Origin of the sequence: Microcoleus sp. EPA2 (assembly GCA_020882975.1) — a bacterium.
Classification (GTDB): Bacteria; Cyanobacteriota; Cyanobacteriia; order Cyanobacteriales; family Microcoleaceae; genus Microcoleus.
Map to the genome: position 1 here is coordinate 46,267 of JAHRFD010000011.1, position 15,453 is coordinate 61,719.

General features: G+C 43.1%; 15 protein-coding genes and 1 pseudogene. 4 read left to right on the forward strand and 12 right to left on the reverse strand.

Annotated elements, in window-relative coordinates; genetic code table 11:
- A pseudogene (locus AAFP14_RS12290) lies at positions 1-718 on the reverse strand (CopG family transcriptional regulator); the annotation flags it as partial.
- Positions 719-1,524: 806 nt separating this feature from the next.
- On the opposite strand from AAFP14_RS12290, the gene AAFP14_RS12295 reads away from it, so the two are divergent.
- Positions 1,525-3,363 carry an ATP-binding protein gene (locus AAFP14_RS12295; RefSeq protein WP_341732539.1) on the forward strand — a complete coding sequence of 613 codons (1,839 nt, stop codon included), beginning with the start codon at positions 1,525-1,527 and terminating at the stop codon, positions 3,361-3,363.
- 62 nt (positions 3,364-3,425) lie between these two features.
- Here the strand turns inward: AAFP14_RS12295 and AAFP14_RS12300 are convergent, their stop codons facing one another.
- A complete protein-coding gene (locus AAFP14_RS12300; RefSeq protein ID WP_341732540.1) occupies positions 3,426-5,414 on the reverse strand; it encodes a bifunctional serine/threonine-protein kinase/formylglycine-generating enzyme family protein in 1,989 nt (662 codons plus the stop codon).
- Between the two features lie 259 nt (positions 5,415-5,673).
- On the opposite strand from AAFP14_RS12300, the gene AAFP14_RS12305 reads away from it, so the two are divergent.
- Positions 5,674-5,847 carry a hypothetical protein gene (locus AAFP14_RS12305; RefSeq protein WP_341732541.1) on the forward strand — a complete coding sequence of 58 codons (174 nt, stop codon included), beginning with the start codon at positions 5,674-5,676 and terminating at the stop codon, positions 5,845-5,847.
- Between the two features lie 563 nt (positions 5,848-6,410).
- On the opposite strand, the gene AAFP14_RS12310 is transcribed toward AAFP14_RS12305, so the two are convergent.
- The 5 genes from AAFP14_RS12310 to AAFP14_RS12330 form a co-directional block, all read right to left on the reverse strand.
- The gene (locus tag AAFP14_RS12310; RefSeq protein WP_341732542.1) at positions 6,411-6,938 is read right to left on the reverse strand and encodes a DM13 domain-containing protein; all 528 of its coding nucleotides are present in this window, start codon (positions 6,936-6,938) and stop codon (positions 6,411-6,413) included.
- 23 nt (positions 6,939-6,961) lie between these two features.
- Complete coding sequence (locus tag AAFP14_RS12315; RefSeq protein ID WP_341732543.1) at positions 6,962-7,957, reverse strand: DMT family transporter; 996 nt, start codon at positions 7,955-7,957, stop codon at positions 6,962-6,964.
- A 94-nt stretch (positions 7,958-8,051) separates the two neighbouring features.
- Complete coding sequence (locus AAFP14_RS12320) at positions 8,052-8,756, reverse strand: DUF4079 domain-containing protein (protein ID WP_341732544.1); 705 nt, start codon at positions 8,754-8,756, stop codon at positions 8,052-8,054.
- A gap of 50 nt (positions 8,757-8,806) precedes the next feature.
- Complete coding sequence (locus AAFP14_RS12325; RefSeq protein WP_341732545.1) at positions 8,807-9,463, reverse strand: peroxiredoxin-like family protein; 657 nt, start codon at positions 9,461-9,463, stop codon at positions 8,807-8,809.
- Positions 9,464-9,527: 64 nt separating this feature from the next.
- Entirely contained in the window at positions 9,528-9,905 is a 378-nt protein-coding gene (locus AAFP14_RS12330) for a hypothetical protein (protein ID WP_341732546.1), read from the reverse strand.
- 128 nt (positions 9,906-10,033) lie between these two features.
- On the opposite strand from AAFP14_RS12330, the gene AAFP14_RS12335 reads away from it, so the two are divergent.
- Positions 10,034-10,924: a LysR family transcriptional regulator gene (locus AAFP14_RS12335; protein WP_341732547.1), complete on the forward strand. Its 891-nt coding sequence runs from the start codon at positions 10,034-10,036 to the stop codon at positions 10,922-10,924.
- 65 nt (positions 10,925-10,989) lie between these two features.
- On the opposite strand, the gene AAFP14_RS12340 is transcribed toward AAFP14_RS12335, so the two are convergent.
- From AAFP14_RS12340 to AAFP14_RS12355, 4 genes are all read right to left on the reverse strand, one after another.
- Positions 10,990-11,970: an AAA family ATPase gene (locus AAFP14_RS12340; protein ID WP_341732548.1), complete on the reverse strand. Its 981-nt coding sequence runs from the start codon at positions 11,968-11,970 to the stop codon at positions 10,990-10,992.
- A gap of 245 nt (positions 11,971-12,215) precedes the next feature.
- The gene (locus AAFP14_RS12345) at positions 12,216-13,097 is read right to left on the reverse strand and encodes a sulfite exporter TauE/SafE family protein (RefSeq protein WP_341732549.1); all 882 of its coding nucleotides are present in this window, start codon (positions 13,095-13,097) and stop codon (positions 12,216-12,218) included.
- The gene (locus AAFP14_RS12350; RefSeq protein WP_341732550.1) at positions 13,094-13,645 is read right to left on the reverse strand and encodes a rhodanese-like domain-containing protein; all 552 of its coding nucleotides are present in this window, start codon (positions 13,643-13,645) and stop codon (positions 13,094-13,096) included. Before AAFP14_RS12350 ends, AAFP14_RS12345 begins: the two co-directional genes overlap by 4 nt.
- A 31-nt stretch (positions 13,646-13,676) precedes the next feature.
- Positions 13,677-14,378, reverse strand: a complete 702-nt coding sequence (locus AAFP14_RS12355) for an MBL fold metallo-hydrolase (protein ID WP_341732551.1) — start codon at positions 14,376-14,378, stop codon at positions 13,677-13,679.
- An 89-nt stretch (positions 14,379-14,467) separates the two neighbouring features.
- Between AAFP14_RS12355 and AAFP14_RS12360 the strand changes: the two genes are divergently transcribed.
- Positions 14,468-14,812 (forward strand): ArsR/SmtB family transcription factor, encoded by a 345-nt coding sequence (locus tag AAFP14_RS12360; RefSeq protein WP_341732552.1) that lies wholly within the window; start codon positions 14,468-14,470, stop codon positions 14,810-14,812.
- 77 nt (positions 14,813-14,889) lie between these two features.
- Here AAFP14_RS12360 and AAFP14_RS12365 read toward each other — a convergent pair whose 3' ends face one another.
- On the reverse strand, positions 14,890-15,318 hold the full coding sequence (locus tag AAFP14_RS12365) for an MAPEG family protein (protein WP_341732553.1): 429 nt from the start codon (positions 15,316-15,318) through the stop codon (positions 14,890-14,892).
- Between the last annotated feature and the right edge of the window lie 135 nt (positions 15,319-15,453).

Genomic DNA, 15,453 nt, shown 5'->3' on the forward strand with positions numbered 1-15,453 from the left:
TGAGGGAGTTTTCTCGTTCTGACAATTGCTGATGCAATTGCTGTTGGAGATTTTGGGTTTCGGCTAGTTGAGCATCCAATTGGGCGATCGAGTTTTCTCGTTCTGTCAACTGTTGTTGCAAAGATTCGTAACTTGACTTTGGTACAGTTTCGGCTAGTTGCTGTTCCAAATTTTGCTTAGCGGAAGCTAGTTGAGCATCCAATTGGGCGATCGAGTTTTCTCGTTCTGTCAACTGTTGTTGCAAAGATTCGTAACTTGACTTTGGTACAGTTTCGGCTAGTTGCTGTTCCAAATTTTGCTTAGCGGAAGCTAGTTGAGCATCCAATTGGGCGATCGAGTTTTCTCGTTCTGTCAACTGTTGTTGTAAAGATTCGTAACTTGCTTGCAGTGGATTTGGCTGCGTACTCGTCGGATTTTCTGCTGGAGTTTGAGCCGTTTGGGTGTCATGAATTTCCCTGACTTCGGCTGTTTCCCCTGGGAATTCGGCGACATCTAGCGGAGTTTCTGACGTTTTTTTCCAAGTTACACTAACTTTTGTCTTGTCGGTAGAAATCTCCAGAGAACCCTTGGCTAAGCGTTCTAGGAGTTCTGACCTGGATATGTCCAGCTTGCGAGCGATTGCGTTCAATCGATCGGCACTATAAGGAGTGAGCGAAAGTCCGATTTTGACTTTGCTTTCTGGATCTGAACTAGCTACATTGCGACTTTTTTTTACCATTGGCATTTTCCTCATGCCAACCTACACTAATTAGTATAGTGGCTGAAGCTTCTATTAAAATCAATTTTTGTTACTTACTAATTGTTGCAGCTTCCGTTCCCAATCGAACAAAAAGCTGTGAATGTCATTTTCAGTTCTAGGAGTGCCGTAGAACCGCTTCAACATTCTTCGCCCAGAGTCTTTTACGGCACGATACCGCCATGGGCGCTGTTTAGCTTCTCAAATACTATCCAACTTTTGACACTCTGTCAGCCGATGGTCGATTTTTGATTTTCGACTTACCCCCAGGGATGAATTGGGGTGCTTGTTACCAGATTGTTTGCAGTCACTGGTTGGGAGCAATCTACTAATACACTCTATGTCGGTGAAAGTCAAATGCTCTGGGAATGCGGCCAAAACCACAATTTGCCGGTATTCCCTTTGCTTAGGGATCGTCCCTGGCTAGGACGAAAACCAACAAAAGGTCAGCCGGACTGAGGAAAATCCCCGCTGAGTTAAAGGGCTGTTAGGGGGATAGAGAGATTGGTTCGCCCGATCGATCTTATCACTGAGGCGATCGTCTGATGTCAAGGAGTGCGATCGGAGTCGCGGTAAACAAAATAAGTTAATTATTTATAGAAACTTTACATAAAATCTTAGAAAATTAATACAATAATAAATAATATGCCACCGATGATTGCTATAGCAGTCCTTGCAGGAGTCGTAAATTTTTTTACCCCACCCCAACCCTCCCCTTATGAAGGGGAGGGAGTAAGAAATTCACAAATGATTTAGGATTGCTATATAACTTTACCATTCTGTGACCTATGACTATCAAAAACCAGCAACAATATCAGCAATCCTTAGATTGGTTGCGACAATTTCAGCAGTTTATCACTGAATTCGATAGTAATGAAGCCTTAAAAGCCGAAGGCAAAATCTGGAAATTGCCCAAAGAATCTTACCAGACTAAAATTGACAAATTAAACTTAGAAATAGCCGAGTATGAAAGACTGATTAATTATGATAAAAAACAGCCCCTTCAAATCACTGTTGAAAGTTTAAAAAAACTACCCGATGCTTTAATTAAAGCTCGCATCGCTTCAAAAATCAGCCAAAAAGAACTGGCAGATAGACTGGAAATTGATGAAGAAATCATTAAACAGCATGAGGACACAGATTATCAATGTGCTAGTTTTTTAGAAATAATCGAAATTAGTACCGCTTTGGGCATAAAATTTGCACCGGCTGCAATCCGAGTAGATTTTGACGAAGTAACCCACATTAAACACAATGCAGAAAAATGCCCTCGGAAAATTTTTGATTCAGGAGAATATACTGACAACTCTTTACAGCGAACACTCAAGGAACTTGCAGATGTAAAGTTTGCTTTGGATCAATCCTGTATTCTCGCCATTACCGATTGCCAAGGTAAGATTACCTACATCAATGACAAGTTTTGCGAAATTTCTCAATACTCGCGAGCCGAACTATTGGGAAAAACTCACCGCATTATTAATTCAGGATATCATCCCAAAGAATTTTTTAGCGAAATGTGGCAAACTATCGCTAGTGGCAAAGTGTGGAAAGGAGAAGTCAAAAACCGGGCTAAAGATGGAACTTATTATTGGGTAGACACTACCATCGTTCCTTTCTTGAATGCAGCAGGCAATCCTTATCAATATGTGGCAATTCGTAATGACATCACTAATTGTAAACAAGCCAAAGAAGCACTACAATTTCTGAATGAAGAATTAGAAGCTAGAGTGGCAGCCCGGACTGCTGATTTAGAAAAGGTGCTACACAATCTCCAGCAGGCGCAAACCCGATTAGTTCAAAGTGAAAAAATGTCAAGTCTTGGACAATTGGTTGCCGGAATTGCGCATGAAATTAACAATCCAGTGAATTTCATCTACGGCAATGTCATTCATGCCACCGAATACACTCAGGAATTGTTAAGACTGCTTCAGCTATATCGACAGCACCATAGAGACACCAGAGATACCCATCCTGAAAGCTGGGAAGAATCGGAAGACAGCGATATCGATTTTATGATTGAAGATTTACCGAAAATTTTGGAATCTATGGGAGTTGGGGCTAAGCGAATTCAGGGAATTGTCACATCGTTACGAACTTTTTCTCGGATGGATGAAGCCGAGATTAAAAATGTTAATATCCATGAGGGCATGGATAGCACCTTGATGATTTTGCAGAACCGTTTGAAAACTAAGTCCGATCGCCTAAGTATTGAGGTGATTAAAGACTATGGTAATCTACCTCGGATCGAGTGTTACGCCGGACAACTAAATCAAGTGTTTATGAATATTCTGACCAATGCCATCGATGCTTTAGAAGAGGCGTATACTAAAGGAGATAATTTTCAAGGTTGTATTACAATTCGTACCAGTTTGTGCGATCGCCAACAAGTAGTGATTGAAATTGGTGATAACGGTTTAGGAGTGCCTCCATCAGTACAGCAGCGATTATTCGACCCATTTTTTACCACAAAACCAGTGGGTAAGGGAACTGGTTTGGGATTATCCATTAGCTATCAGATAATTACTGAGAGGCATAAAGGTACACTACGCTGTGAATCAGAATTGGGCAAAGGTAGTCGGTTTATTATCACAATTCCCACTTCCCAAATAACTAAGTCCAAACTTTAATTTAATACTGCCACGCATCACATCCTCAAGGATGGAAAACTGGACGTTCATTCATGGGGATTTTATCCAACAGCAACTCGAAAACCCACAATACTAGCCCTACAATCAGGTTGATATCTGAGGCGACAGGCGCTGCGACAATTGGGAGCATGATCGTTCCAAGAACCGCCTCGCAATACCCTCAGCGACTCGTCACCACGATAGTCCCAAACACGACCATCGGTAGGTGCACCATTGTAATTACTATGCCAAAAATCCGCGCACCATTCCCAAACATTTCCGTGGAAATCGTACAATCCAAAAGCATTAGGTTTAAAACTACCAACATCAGTTGTTTGAGCTCGATAAATTCCCTTCGGTGCTTCAGCATAATTAGAACTACCGTTGTAATTTGCCAAGTCAGTGGTAATCGTTTCCCCAAAGTGAAAAGCCGTCATAGTTTCCCCCCGACAAGCATATTCCCATTGGGCCTCGCTAGGTAAACGATAATTCTTACCAGTTTTCCGAGAAAGTCTAGCGCAGAACTCCACAGCCTCGTACCAAGATATATTTTCTACAGGTCGATTTACGCCTTTAAAACGGGAAGGATCGGGATTGAGGAATATTTTAATTTCCGACAGTGAAGCTACCACCGCCCACTGAGCCTGAGTGACTGGAAATTTGCCCATATAGAAAGGTGCTAAAGTAACTTGTTGCTGAGGTTTTTCATCACTATCTCCCTCATTACTTGCAGAACCTATCAGGAAATTACCGCTAGGCACTGACACCATTTCTATAACTAAGCCGCTGCCAATATTTTCTTCAAAAAAATCAGCTTTTCCCTGTTGAACATTAGTTTGATGACCTCTTTTGTCGAGGGTTAAAAACTCAAATTTAAAGGTATTTTTGGGAGAGTTGACATTGTGGTTAGCCTGGGTAACGGCGACACTGCTATTAAAATTTTCCTGTTTATTAACCACATTGCTGGGACGTTGCGTCCTGGGAGGCTGAGGATTTTGGACAACAATTGACCCTCCTGTTTTTTGTTCAGAATTGAGAGCTAGTTTACCTGCTGATAGGGACAGAGGAGGTTGGGGTGGTAACGAATAAAGATTTAAAGCTTTGATTACTTCATCAGCAGATTGATACCTATTTATGAGATAATCTTGAATTAATTTATCTAATACTTCTACCAATTTTCGACTTAAACTTGTGTGGGGGGGTAATTTTTTTCTCCAGTTACCAATGCCTTTAGTCGGGTCATAAAGCTCATCATAACCGTCAACTTGTGGCAAACAGTTAGTTAGCAACCGCAGGCAAGTTATCCCCAAGCTGTACAAATCACTGCCCGGAAAAACTTGACCCCGCATTTGTTCCATCGGTGAGTATCCGCGAGTCCCCACTGTGGTCCCTGATTTACTCATCAGCGATCCTGTTACCTGTTTAGAAACACCGAAGTCGATCAGAACTAAATCTCCTCGCCCTCCTTTTCGGAAAACTGAATTACGCAAGGTTCTAGTTTTTGGGAGAGATGAGTTAAGGGAGCTGCGACGGCGGATGATGTTCTCAAGTTTTATATCTCGGTGAATCACATTGCGATCGTGAACAAATTTAAGAACTGGTAGTAAATCTGCTAGTAACTGCCAAATTTTTTCTTCATTAAAAACGCCCTGTTGAGTTAATTCGGCGAGTAAATTTTGCCCTTCTATTAACTCTTGTACTAAATAAAGTCGCTGGTCTTGTTCAAAATAAGCAATTAATCTAGGAATTTGGGGATGTTCGCCTAGTTCGTAAAGTCGTTTTGCTTCTTGCTGAAACAGTTCAGTTGCTTTTTCAATGGCAGAGGTTCCCTGAAATTGAGGCATAAACTGCTTAATTACGCATGGGTCGTCCATGCGGTCTGTATCTACTGCTTCATAAGTTCTGCCAAATCCCCCTTCGCCCAAAAGTCGAATTACGCGGTAGCGGTTTCTGAATAAAGGTGTGAGGCCTTGAACTCCGCAACTTTGACAAAATTTAGAGTTGTCGGGATTGAAAGGATTAGAACACCTGGGGTTGGAACAGTAGAACATATCTGGGAAGAAATGATCCGGTTAAGATTATGATATATCTTTTATGGGTGTTTGCCTCCTCATGGAGTTATCAAAATTAGAAAGAGATTTAAATAGCAGGAATCCTAGCCCGATCGACTAATTTTCGCCACTCTCTGTGCGCCGATATTTGCCCTTGTCCTCACACAGATGCACCCCGCCGATGGGCCTCCGTAGCATTAAGTATCAAATTAAACACTGTCGAAGGGTTTATTAAATATTGTGAAGCTAGCATCGACAGATGGAAACATCCAGCCCGATAGAAGCTTCTTGGTTGGCGGCAGAGGGCTCGGCCAGACCCCAACACGCAGGCAGAAATATGGAGGCGATCGGCTGCACTTCATTATACCTATTTCATAAAGTAGCGCTACATATCTACCCCCCCAACCCCCCCGATGCCAAGGGGGGGCTTTGAACTACATCTGTAGTAGGACTTTATGAAAATGGTATTATTCGGTGGCTGTTAATTATTTCCCAGCTTCGGTTAATCCACTGCACCACCGTCATTAGATGGATGGAAACTGCTGATTATGTTTGCTAATGTTGACGAACTTTTTGCGTCTTGCTAAGTAAGTTTATTTTTGCAGAATTTGACTCCGAAAATAACTGATACAAACAGAATACAGCAGGATACTGACACTATTGTTTCTGTGATATTTGGTGATATGAATACGATAAATCCTCGATCTTTAATCAAGGCGGAGAAGCTGGACACACAAAATGGCATCAGATATAATCTGAAGGCCTGCCAAAAATCTTTTTTGCCAGGATTAGAAGAAACACTTAGCATCAGACCTGTACCAATTACAACACTTACACCAATAGAATTCATCCAGATATTAATGGCAGGATCGAAATGAAAATAAACTACTACAAGATACCAAATGAGATAGCACCAGAGAATAGTTTTATTTAATTTGATGGTGTAAAGATATTGGATCAACCATTTCATAGGTATAACAAGGCTTTTTCCAAGGGCTAGGAACTCGATCGCTGGAGTCGGGCAGCACCAAAGGTGGCATTGAACTTACGGCACCAAATCGCCACAGAAGCATAATCTTCTGAGTTGATGCTGGCAGGGAGGGCATAGCTTTGAGCACCGCTGTATGATTTGAGTGGCGCGATCGACACATAGTCACCTTTTTTGAGGGGATAGGCGGGAGGAACTGTCGAGCCAATGACATCGGGGGATTTGTGTAAAATGACTACCAAATCAGGACCAGAGGTTGAGGTTTGAAATGCTCGATCGAGTTCCAGAATGCGCTCATTCCCTTTCTGGACAATGCGGGCAGTGCCTTTGGTGGGGTGTTCGCCATCGACAAAAGTGCCAGAAGTTAGAACTTTTGCGACTTGAGCCGTTGCGGGTGATGTGGCTGGCCGAGTTGGCGTGGTTTCAGGAGTGACGGATAACGCCATAGTAGCTCGATCGCCAGGGGTTTTGGTGCAGGCGATCGCGATTGTTGACACGAAGGTAATACTAGCAAAGTTGAAATAGCGACGTTTCATAAAAAAGCTTGTTCCTTAAAATATTAAACACCCCGGAAACCGATCGCGGTTTCCATGGCATCGTGAGGACTGGGGTTAACTAATTCTCGATTTATTTTAGCTTGATGTAAGTTGCCTACCAAACCAAATATCATCCCGACAAACAACAAACTTCCCCCTAAATATTGAGCTAAAGTAGGAGCTTCACCTAAAATTAAATAGCCCATAATTATAGCTGCAATCGGGTTCAATAAACTAGCTAAATTAAGTTCTGTTGAAGTCGCATTTTTTAGACCAGCCAACCAACATAATTGACCAGTGACGACAATAACCGCCGCATAGATAATCATCCATTGCCACAGAAAAGGTGATAAGACTTCGGCAAAATGGTGAGGTCCGTAAAGCAAATTAGCCAATAGGAAAAAAAATACCGTCCCCAGAATATTGCGATAAATCGTAAAAATGCCCAAGGGAATCGATTGTAATTGCAGTTTACCAACGACGGTAGCAATGGAACCAACGATCGCAGCGATCGCCACAAAAATTTCTCCGGTGCCAATTTGAAATCCACCCATCGTCATCATCTGACTTGAACTCCCTAAAACAGCAGTCACTATCACCCCAGCCAAGGAAAGCAGAGAACCTGCAATTGCCCAAAAATCTACCCGCGAACCCAACAACAAAACACCCAATACAAGGGTTAAAATTGGTTCGATGCGCCCAATTAACACAATATTAGTAACATTAGTCTGTCCCAGGGCTGCAAAAATTAACGCCGGAGCGATCGCCCCCGATAAAATACCTGTAATAGTTAAACTCATCCAATCTTTACGAGTCAGAGATTTCAGAGTCGGTCGTTGCCAATCTTGATAAAAAATTAGAGTCATCAACCCCAAGGCACAGATATTACCTACAAATAAAACATTGCATAGTGAAATAGGATTTCTGCCATTAATCGCATGATTTTCCCCAATTTCCACAAGTTTACGAGTTACAGAATTGGCAGCAGCAAAAATTAAAACAGCAAGGCCAAGATACATTGGGCTAGGAACTCGGATGAAAAATTGATGTAATTTATGCGCAAATTTCATGCTGTTAATTTCTCTAATTTTTCAAACCTGAAAATTAATTAGTTTATTTGGGTTGAGGACAGGTTTTATTGGTGTAATCGCATTGATAGATATACTGTGATTGCCAATGGAGGGGAATTTCTAGTAAATCTCTGGCACCAGTCATTCCCTGACCGATAAAGAACAGGAGAGCCAAACAATTGAGAATGATATGAACCCTGCGCCAGCGATTTTCTCTATCCTGATAAATATCTTGGACGATCGCCACTGAAAAAATCATCAACAAAGAGGCTATCATACCGTAGTAATAATGGGAAACAAACCATTCATTATCGCGACGAAAGATTTCTGGTTGAAACCCTAAAATCATCAATCCCATGCCCGTAAAAGTGGCAAAAATGCCTCGCCAGAGTTTAACTCTTGCCTTAAATAGTAGTGCGAAAGAAGCAATGGTTAACAGGAAAATGGCGATCGCAAAAAAGAATCGAAAAGGTTCTTTGGTGATGGTATCGTTACTGAGCATTTTGGAGAAAATGGGGTAGGCCATTCCCAGTAGAGCCACCCCTACCACTGAGCCGCTCAACCAATTACCCATGGCTACGTGCTCGGAACCGACTACGGGCGGAATTTTAGTTTTTCCCCCGTCGGCGACAAGCAGGCGGCGTTGACGGGTGAGCAAGGCGCGATTCACCACAATTCCGATTAAGGGAAAAACGACAACAATGGCGATCGCCGGATGTAATAATGCAAAGATATCTTGAAGTTCCATGTTAAAGATCCATTAATTCACTATTTAAGGACAATCGAAATTTTTGATAACTAAGCAGCCACAAACAGGGACAATAAAATGGCGATCGCATCCGCTGGTTCATAACGCTTGCTATAATCCACGTCAATGTGAGCTAGGGCAATATGACGATGGCGATCGATAATAAAAGTAGCAGGAACAGGTAACAGCCAATCTTCCGTCCCATTGTAATCTGGGAGAGCGTGACCCAATTCGGTATAAAGTAATTTAAGAGGAGGGGGAATTTGAAATACAATACCATAATCACGGGCAATTTGGCAACCCGCATCACTCAGAACATCAAAGGAAAGTCCGTTGTTGAGGACTGTTTTTCGGGAAGCATCAATTGTTTGGGGAGAAATGGCTAAAACCGAAGCTCCCAAGGCTTGAATTTTGGGTGACAGCCCCTGATAAGCCCGTAATTCCAGATTACAATAGGGACACCAACTGCCAAAATAAAAACAGAGAATCACAGCTCCCTGATTTAATCGGTCGTAGAGACTAATCTTTTGACCGTCAGTATTTTCGAGGACAAAATCCGGGGCATCATCGTCAATTCTTAAGCTTCTGCGATTTTTAAATTCCTTGGCTAATGCTTGAGTTGCTCGTTGCATAATCGCCGCTTTTTCCGGGGGAAACCTTGCCAAGAATTCCTGGTAAAATTTATGAAATTCCAGTTGTAAATTCACGATATTTCCCAATATATGTCTGGGGGATATTCCCTTACTTAAAATCAGCAAGGGAACAGGCAAATTACTTCACTTCATTTGGTGAAAACATCGCTACTTTCCCTTGTTTTACAGCGACAATGACATCATACGTTGCACAGTAGGAGAAAGTAACATCGTTGGCTTTGTTATACAGATTGACCACCATGCCTGCTCCACCTGGTTGTACTCCTAATGGTAATAAATCACCAAAGAAAAATCTTCGCAATTGGTCGCCACTACCAATTTGTCCTTTGTTTTTACTAATCATATCGATCTTTTGTTGAGCCGTCATTTCCGGGGCGGCGATCGCGGTATTTTGCAATTGAGGTACAAAGCTATGTACAGCCACATCTCCCGCAGTGATAACGCTAGCTAGGGCTAGCGGAGCAAACAGAGGACTAAGGGATTTGAGTTTTAACATTTACATTTTTGGGGTGAGAACTGTTGATGAGACTATCATGATCTATTTCAATTTCTTTGAGAAGTAGGCAAAATAGAATATGCTATATGCCATTTAGGAATAGGTGCTGTATGGACCGAATTGCTTGTATGCAAAGTTTCGTTCGGGCGATCGAATTGAATAGCTTTTCTGCCGTAGCGCGGGAACAAAAGACTACGCAACCGACGATTAGTAAGCAAATCGCCGCTCTCGAAAAATATTTGGGGGTACAATTACTCACTCGTTCCACTACCAATTTGAATTTGACAGAAGAAGGTAAAAAATACTATCAATATTGCCAGCAAATTTTGGAAACCGTTGCCGAAGCAGAGGCCAGTTTAACCGGGAAAGAACGGGCAACAGGCGTTTTAAGATTGGGCTGTCCCGTGCTGTTTGGGCAAATGCAGGTTGTTCCCCGTTTAAAAGCATTTATGAAACGCTATCCCGATGTCAAGGTAGATCTGATGATGGCAGATCATTTTGTGGACATTGTAGAGGATGGTTTAGACCTGTTAATCCGCATTGGTAATCGTCTGGATAGTTCCCTGATTAGCCATCGTATCGGCACGACTCGCCGCGTCACAGTAGCAACAACAGACTATTTTGAGCAAGCCGGAGAACCGAAAAAACCGGAGGATTTAGTACATCATGATTGTATTGTTTACACTCATCTGTCAACGGGTAATGAGTGGCATTTTCAAGGAACAGATAGCACTATTAAGGTGCGGGTGGGGGGCTGTTTTCAAACTAATAGTTCTGTGGCAATTCGAGCCGCAGTGTTATCGGGTTTGGGGATTGCGGTAGCGCCGGTGTGGATGTTTGGTGATGAGATTTACCGGGGCGATATCAAGGTTGTGTTGCAGGATTATCAGCCGACTCCGTTGCAAATTCATGGGGTGTATCGTCGGAGTCGTTTTTATCCAGCAAAGATAGTTTGTTTTATTGAATTTTTAGCGGCAGAATTCAAGCTCGATCCCTGGGTTTCAGATTATGGGGTTTGAGCCAGATAATTAGAAGACATCTTCGATCGCATTCTCAAAGGCTCATTCGGAAGTTCTTTTTGATGTCATTTTATCGATCTTTTTACGAAGATAATAAACAACAACCTGACAGAATGGATCGAGATAGTTATCATAGTCAGTATTAGAACTAGCCCTGATGTTTGTTGCAAAATCAGAGGCAATTTTTGATTATATCTATCTGATTCTTCAGTTAAGAAAGAGGCATTTTGAGTAACGATTTTGATGGCAATATCGGCGATTAGACCTACCATCATTTTTTGACCAGCACTAAGGTTACTAAAGGGTTGGGGGTTGCCTTGAATAGAAACAACAATTTCCGATCGCTCTGGGTCAAACCATAGGTCATCGGCGTTGGGAATACAACGCAAAATAGCCAATTTTACCACCTTGTAACCAGGGCGCATTTGTCCCTGTCGATTGACCGAAGCGATCGCTTCTTTCTGGAACCAAGTATCGATATCGGCGATTCTAATCCGTTCTTTAAAGCAGTCATAGAAGGCATCCCAACGGCGAGCGGGGCTAGTGTGGGTAGTTGCTTTGTCGCGTTGGTTGGAGGGTAGCCAAGCTCTACCTGCTCCGTAGTAGGCGATGATGGGTAGCCAAATTTTTGCGCCTGCTTCAATCTGTTGAAATAAAGTGGAGATAATTTCTAGAGCTTGTTTGGCTTCTGTGTTGGAGGTTCTAGAGCCGTTAGTTTTGAATTGTCTGAGCCATTGGACTGGCTGACTGTTAATCGTGCCGATCGCTTTAATCTGGACGGGTTTTCGTTGTATAAATTGGGTGATGGTGTCGGATTCGATCGCTTCTAAGCGAATTTCTGAGGGCAGAATGTTACGGCGGCTATTGTTGAGGGTTGTGTCGGGGGAGTTGACCAGCCAAATTCCAGCCGCGATCGCCAAAGCATCGAGGATCGTCGTTTTACCTGTGCCATTGTCCCCAACCAGCAACGTAAATTGGGGATGCAAGTCAAGGGTATAGTCTGAAAATTTCTTGAAGTTTTTGATTTCTAGTCGGTCAATTCTCATGGTAATGTGCTACTGTCGATCGGTATTTAGCTTGTAATTTGTAGCATAGAAATCATCGTAGTACGACACCAACAGCTTTAATTATAGGACAAGTATGGGAGATTGAAAACTCAGCGTCTTTAGACCTGAGAGTGTCAAAGGATATCTATATGTGTCGCAAAAAAGAACGATCGGACTAGAAACTAAAAGGGCGATCGTATTGAATTGAATGGCGATCGCGAGTCGCTAAGATGAGTGACGACAGATTACCTCAGCATCCCAGCCGAAATCTCCCGTCCGTCAGAGAGTGCGTTTTGAGGTTGCTGCTGAGTAGATGACTTTTTGAGTCCCTGCAAACTATCACGATTTTGGACTAATACAAATGTGGCAACTACTAGCAGGAAGTAACCGAAACTTTTTTGCAGTTGTGGCGCTGGAATAAACTGTGCAAGATAAGCCCCAATCACTGTCCCACATCCAGCTAAAAAGGTGAATGAAACCGTGAGATTCCAGTCTAGGGAAATATGCCCTAAATAACCTAACAGCCCCGCGACAGAATTACACGCAATAATTAGGAGAGAAGTTCCGATCGCCTGTCGCATCGGTATGTTTCCCAACAACACCAAAGCAGGGACGATCGCAAACCCGCCCCCCACACCAACCAATCCTGTTAAAACACCTACTGCAATCCCTTCAGTCATCAGCCATAACCAGCAGTATTTGCAAACAGGTTTGACATACTCAATAGCATCTAGTTCATCCTGACTAGATAAAGGCTTTGACTTGGTGGTGCGATAAATCATCAATCCGGCAGCAATCAACATCGACAGTCCAAATAGAGTCATCTGGAATGCGCTGGTAATGAACGGCAGCGTCGCTATTCTTGCACCGAAATAAGCCCCCAACATGGTCGCAGTTCCAAAAATAACTGCGGTTTTGAAATTAAGATTGCCACGCCGCGCATGGGGAATACTGCCCAATAAGCTAACAGTCCCCACAATAATCAAAGTCATGGCGATCGCAGGTTTGGGCGCAACACCCATCACATAAACCAGCACAGGCAATGCTAACACAGAACCACCACCGCCCAATAAGCCTAAACTCACACCAATACCAACTGCCAGGAAATGTCCAATTATCCAGATCATAGTTTATTTCCGGCTTGTTGGTTATAAGGTAACTTTGCCAATAGCATTCCCATCGCACAGGTGTTAGTGACTCCTGCAAACACTAAGCCAGCACCCACAAATCCACTCAAAAGTAAAAAATTAGGTGAGACAAACACCCCTAAAACTGTTCCCAGCACAACCAATGAGCCAGCCACAATCTGCACCTGTCGAAACAAGCTAATCGGCGCATTTTGACTTTTTTCAATCGGATATCCTGCATTTTTCCAAGTAGGAATTCCGCCACGCAGATGAATCACAGAATTGAATCCTGCATCTAAACATTGTCTGGCGGCTTTGGCAGAGCGATTTCCAGATTGACAATAAAGAACGAGTTTTTTCCCTTCAGACGGTCGTACTCGATCGGGATTGAATTGTGAAAGTGGATGCAATTTTGCGCAGGGAATTCGTTCAGTTGCATATTCGGCAGCTTCCCGAACATCCACTAAAGTTACGGCGTTTTCGTCAAGCAATTGTTTCAATGTTTGAGCATCAATTTCTTGAATTTGAGCATCGTTAGTCATTGTCATTGTGTTACTCCAAATAAAATAGATCTAAGGTTTAAGCTAAAATTGAAGTTAGGTTGCCACACCGTTCATTCGCTGGCACAGCTTCCATCATTTTTTGAGGATTGGGCAGATTTAGTGCATTCATAAATTCAATAAACTCATCCCGGCTGCGCCCCACAAACCGAGGGTTCCAGCGTTTTTCTTCCTCAATGGAAGAAACAGTTTGCCCGCGATAGTCGTGTCCTGGATAGATCGAGGTAGAATCAGGCAAGGTAAATAATCTTTGGGTTACTGAATCAAACAAGGTTCCGGCGTCCCCGCTTTGAAAATCCGTGCGTCCACAGCCACGGATAAATAACGCATCCCCGCTGAGCAAGTGAGTTCCATTGACGATGTATGCCATGTGGCTATCGGTGTGTCCTGGTGTGGCGATCGCCTGCACAGCAACCAATCCAACCTGTAGCGTTTCGCCCTGGTGGATAAAACGGTCTGCACAGTTAACCTGTGCTTGGGCTGGAACCACACTCACACAGCCTGTTGCTTCCCGCAGTTGAGATGCACTGGTAATGTGATCGGCATGAACATGAGTTTCCAAGCAATAACGCAAGGTCAAACCTAGTTCTTTGAGCAATTTGAGATCTCGCTCAACCTGTTCCAATACTGGATCGACCAATAGGGCTTCTGCGGAACCGCGATCGGCTATCAGATAAGTATAGGTACTGCTTTCCCGGTCAAAAAGTTGACGAAACAGCATAGCTATGGCTCTCTATCTATGAATAATATTACGATATAGTAATATAGTAAATAAGTCAAGTCAAAACTCTAGTCAACAAACTCCTGCTTATGTCTCAAATCCCAGTTTCGGCTCTCGCTCAGCTTGCCGATTACTTCAAAGTTTTATCAGAGCTGAGTCGGCTGCAAGTGCTGTGTGCGCTCAAGAGTGGTACTAAAAATGTCACTGAAATCATTGAAGAGACAGGGCTGGGGCAAGCCAATGTTTCCAAGCACCTCAAGATTTTGACCCAAGCAGGCATCGTTCAACGGCAGCCGCAGGGAGTCAGCGTTTACTATCAAATCACTGACCCGATGATTTTTGATTTATGCGAAGTTGTGTGTCAGAAGCTCGAAACTCGATTGCAAGAACAGTCACAGGAGTTAAAAAAGCTCGACAGATTGCGTCAACTCTAACCGCCCCTGATTGCAGCGTCTAGACACGCTTAATTGTTTCTATCCCAGGAGCGATCGCTCTACTGGTAATAGCGTACCTACGTGCCGAAGTGGATCAGGGCTGCGCGGATCGCGATGAACCACACCGCGAGTGTGGAAAATAAGTAGAGGTAGAACCGCAGGATGATGAGATTGAACGTGCAATGGACAGCACTATGCAAGGCGCGAAATACAACGAATATCCACGCGACATTTACATAGACTGCATCCACCTGATTTGTGATGAATAGATATAAGACAAGCGCATAGAAAATTATCGGAATCTCGAATAAGTTCTTGAGATTGTCCGATGGATTAGATACGTTTGGTGGCGATATCTGCGCCAGCGTACCCGGTACAGAAAGGTCTTTTTGGCTGAGCTTTGTACTGGTGATGAAACTGATACGGCGGATGTACATATACACCCAGACTATGAGTGTCAGAAACACTGTTGCAAAGAAGGGGCTGAAGATTGCATCTTGCGTCATTTATACCTCTCAAATTTGATTGTTTTGATGGTTGCTGGACGATAAACTGCGCGATATGCGACTGCGATACAAGGCTTGAAGAAATATAGAGTAAGGTAAATCTAATCAGTTGCTTTTGAGATTACAAGGGTAATA

Bases quoted from the DNA above. Each gene is read 5' to 3' on its own strand.
- AAFP14_RS12350 (WP_341732550.1), bottom strand. From the start codon at position 13,645: ATGACAATGACTAACGATGCTCAAATTCAAGAAATTGATGCTCAAACA.
- AAFP14_RS12340 (WP_341732548.1), bottom strand. From the start codon at position 11,970: ATGAGAATTGACCGACTAGAAATCAAAAACTTCAAGAAATTTTCAGAC.
- AAFP14_RS12365 (WP_341732553.1), bottom strand. From the start codon at position 15,318: ATGACGCAAGATGCAATCTTCAGCCCCTTCTTTGCAACAGTGTTTCTG.
- AAFP14_RS12310 (WP_341732542.1), bottom strand. From the start codon at position 6,938: ATGAAACGTCGCTATTTCAACTTTGCTAGTATTACCTTCGTGTCAACA.
- AAFP14_RS12300 (WP_341732540.1), bottom strand. From the start codon at position 5,414: ATGTTCTACTGTTCCAACCCCAGGTGTTCTAATCCTTTCAATCCCGAC.
- AAFP14_RS12320 (WP_341732544.1), bottom strand. From the start codon at position 8,756: ATGGAACTTCAAGATATCTTTGCATTATTACATCCGGCGATCGCCATT.
- AAFP14_RS12305 (WP_341732541.1), top strand. From the start codon at position 5,674: ATGGAAACATCCAGCCCGATAGAAGCTTCTTGGTTGGCGGCAGAGGGC.
- AAFP14_RS12330 (WP_341732546.1), bottom strand. From the start codon at position 9,905: ATGTTAAAACTCAAATCCCTTAGTCCTCTGTTTGCTCCGCTAGCCCTA.
- AAFP14_RS12335 (WP_341732547.1), top strand. From the start codon at position 10,034: ATGCAAAGTTTCGTTCGGGCGATCGAATTGAATAGCTTTTCTGCCGTA.
- AAFP14_RS12355 (WP_341732551.1), bottom strand. From the start codon at position 14,378: ATGCTGTTTCGTCAACTTTTTGACCGGGAAAGCAGTACCTATACTTAT.
- AAFP14_RS12345 (WP_341732549.1), bottom strand. From the start codon at position 13,097: ATGATCTGGATAATTGGACATTTCCTGGCAGTTGGTATTGGTGTGAGT.
- AAFP14_RS12360 (WP_341732552.1), top strand. From the start codon at position 14,468: ATGTCTCAAATCCCAGTTTCGGCTCTCGCTCAGCTTGCCGATTACTTC.
- AAFP14_RS12295 (WP_341732539.1), top strand. From the start codon at position 1,525: ATGACTATCAAAAACCAGCAACAATATCAGCAATCCTTAGATTGGTTG.
- AAFP14_RS12315 (WP_341732543.1), bottom strand. From the start codon at position 7,957: ATGTATCTTGGCCTTGCTGTTTTAATTTTTGCTGCTGCCAATTCTGTA.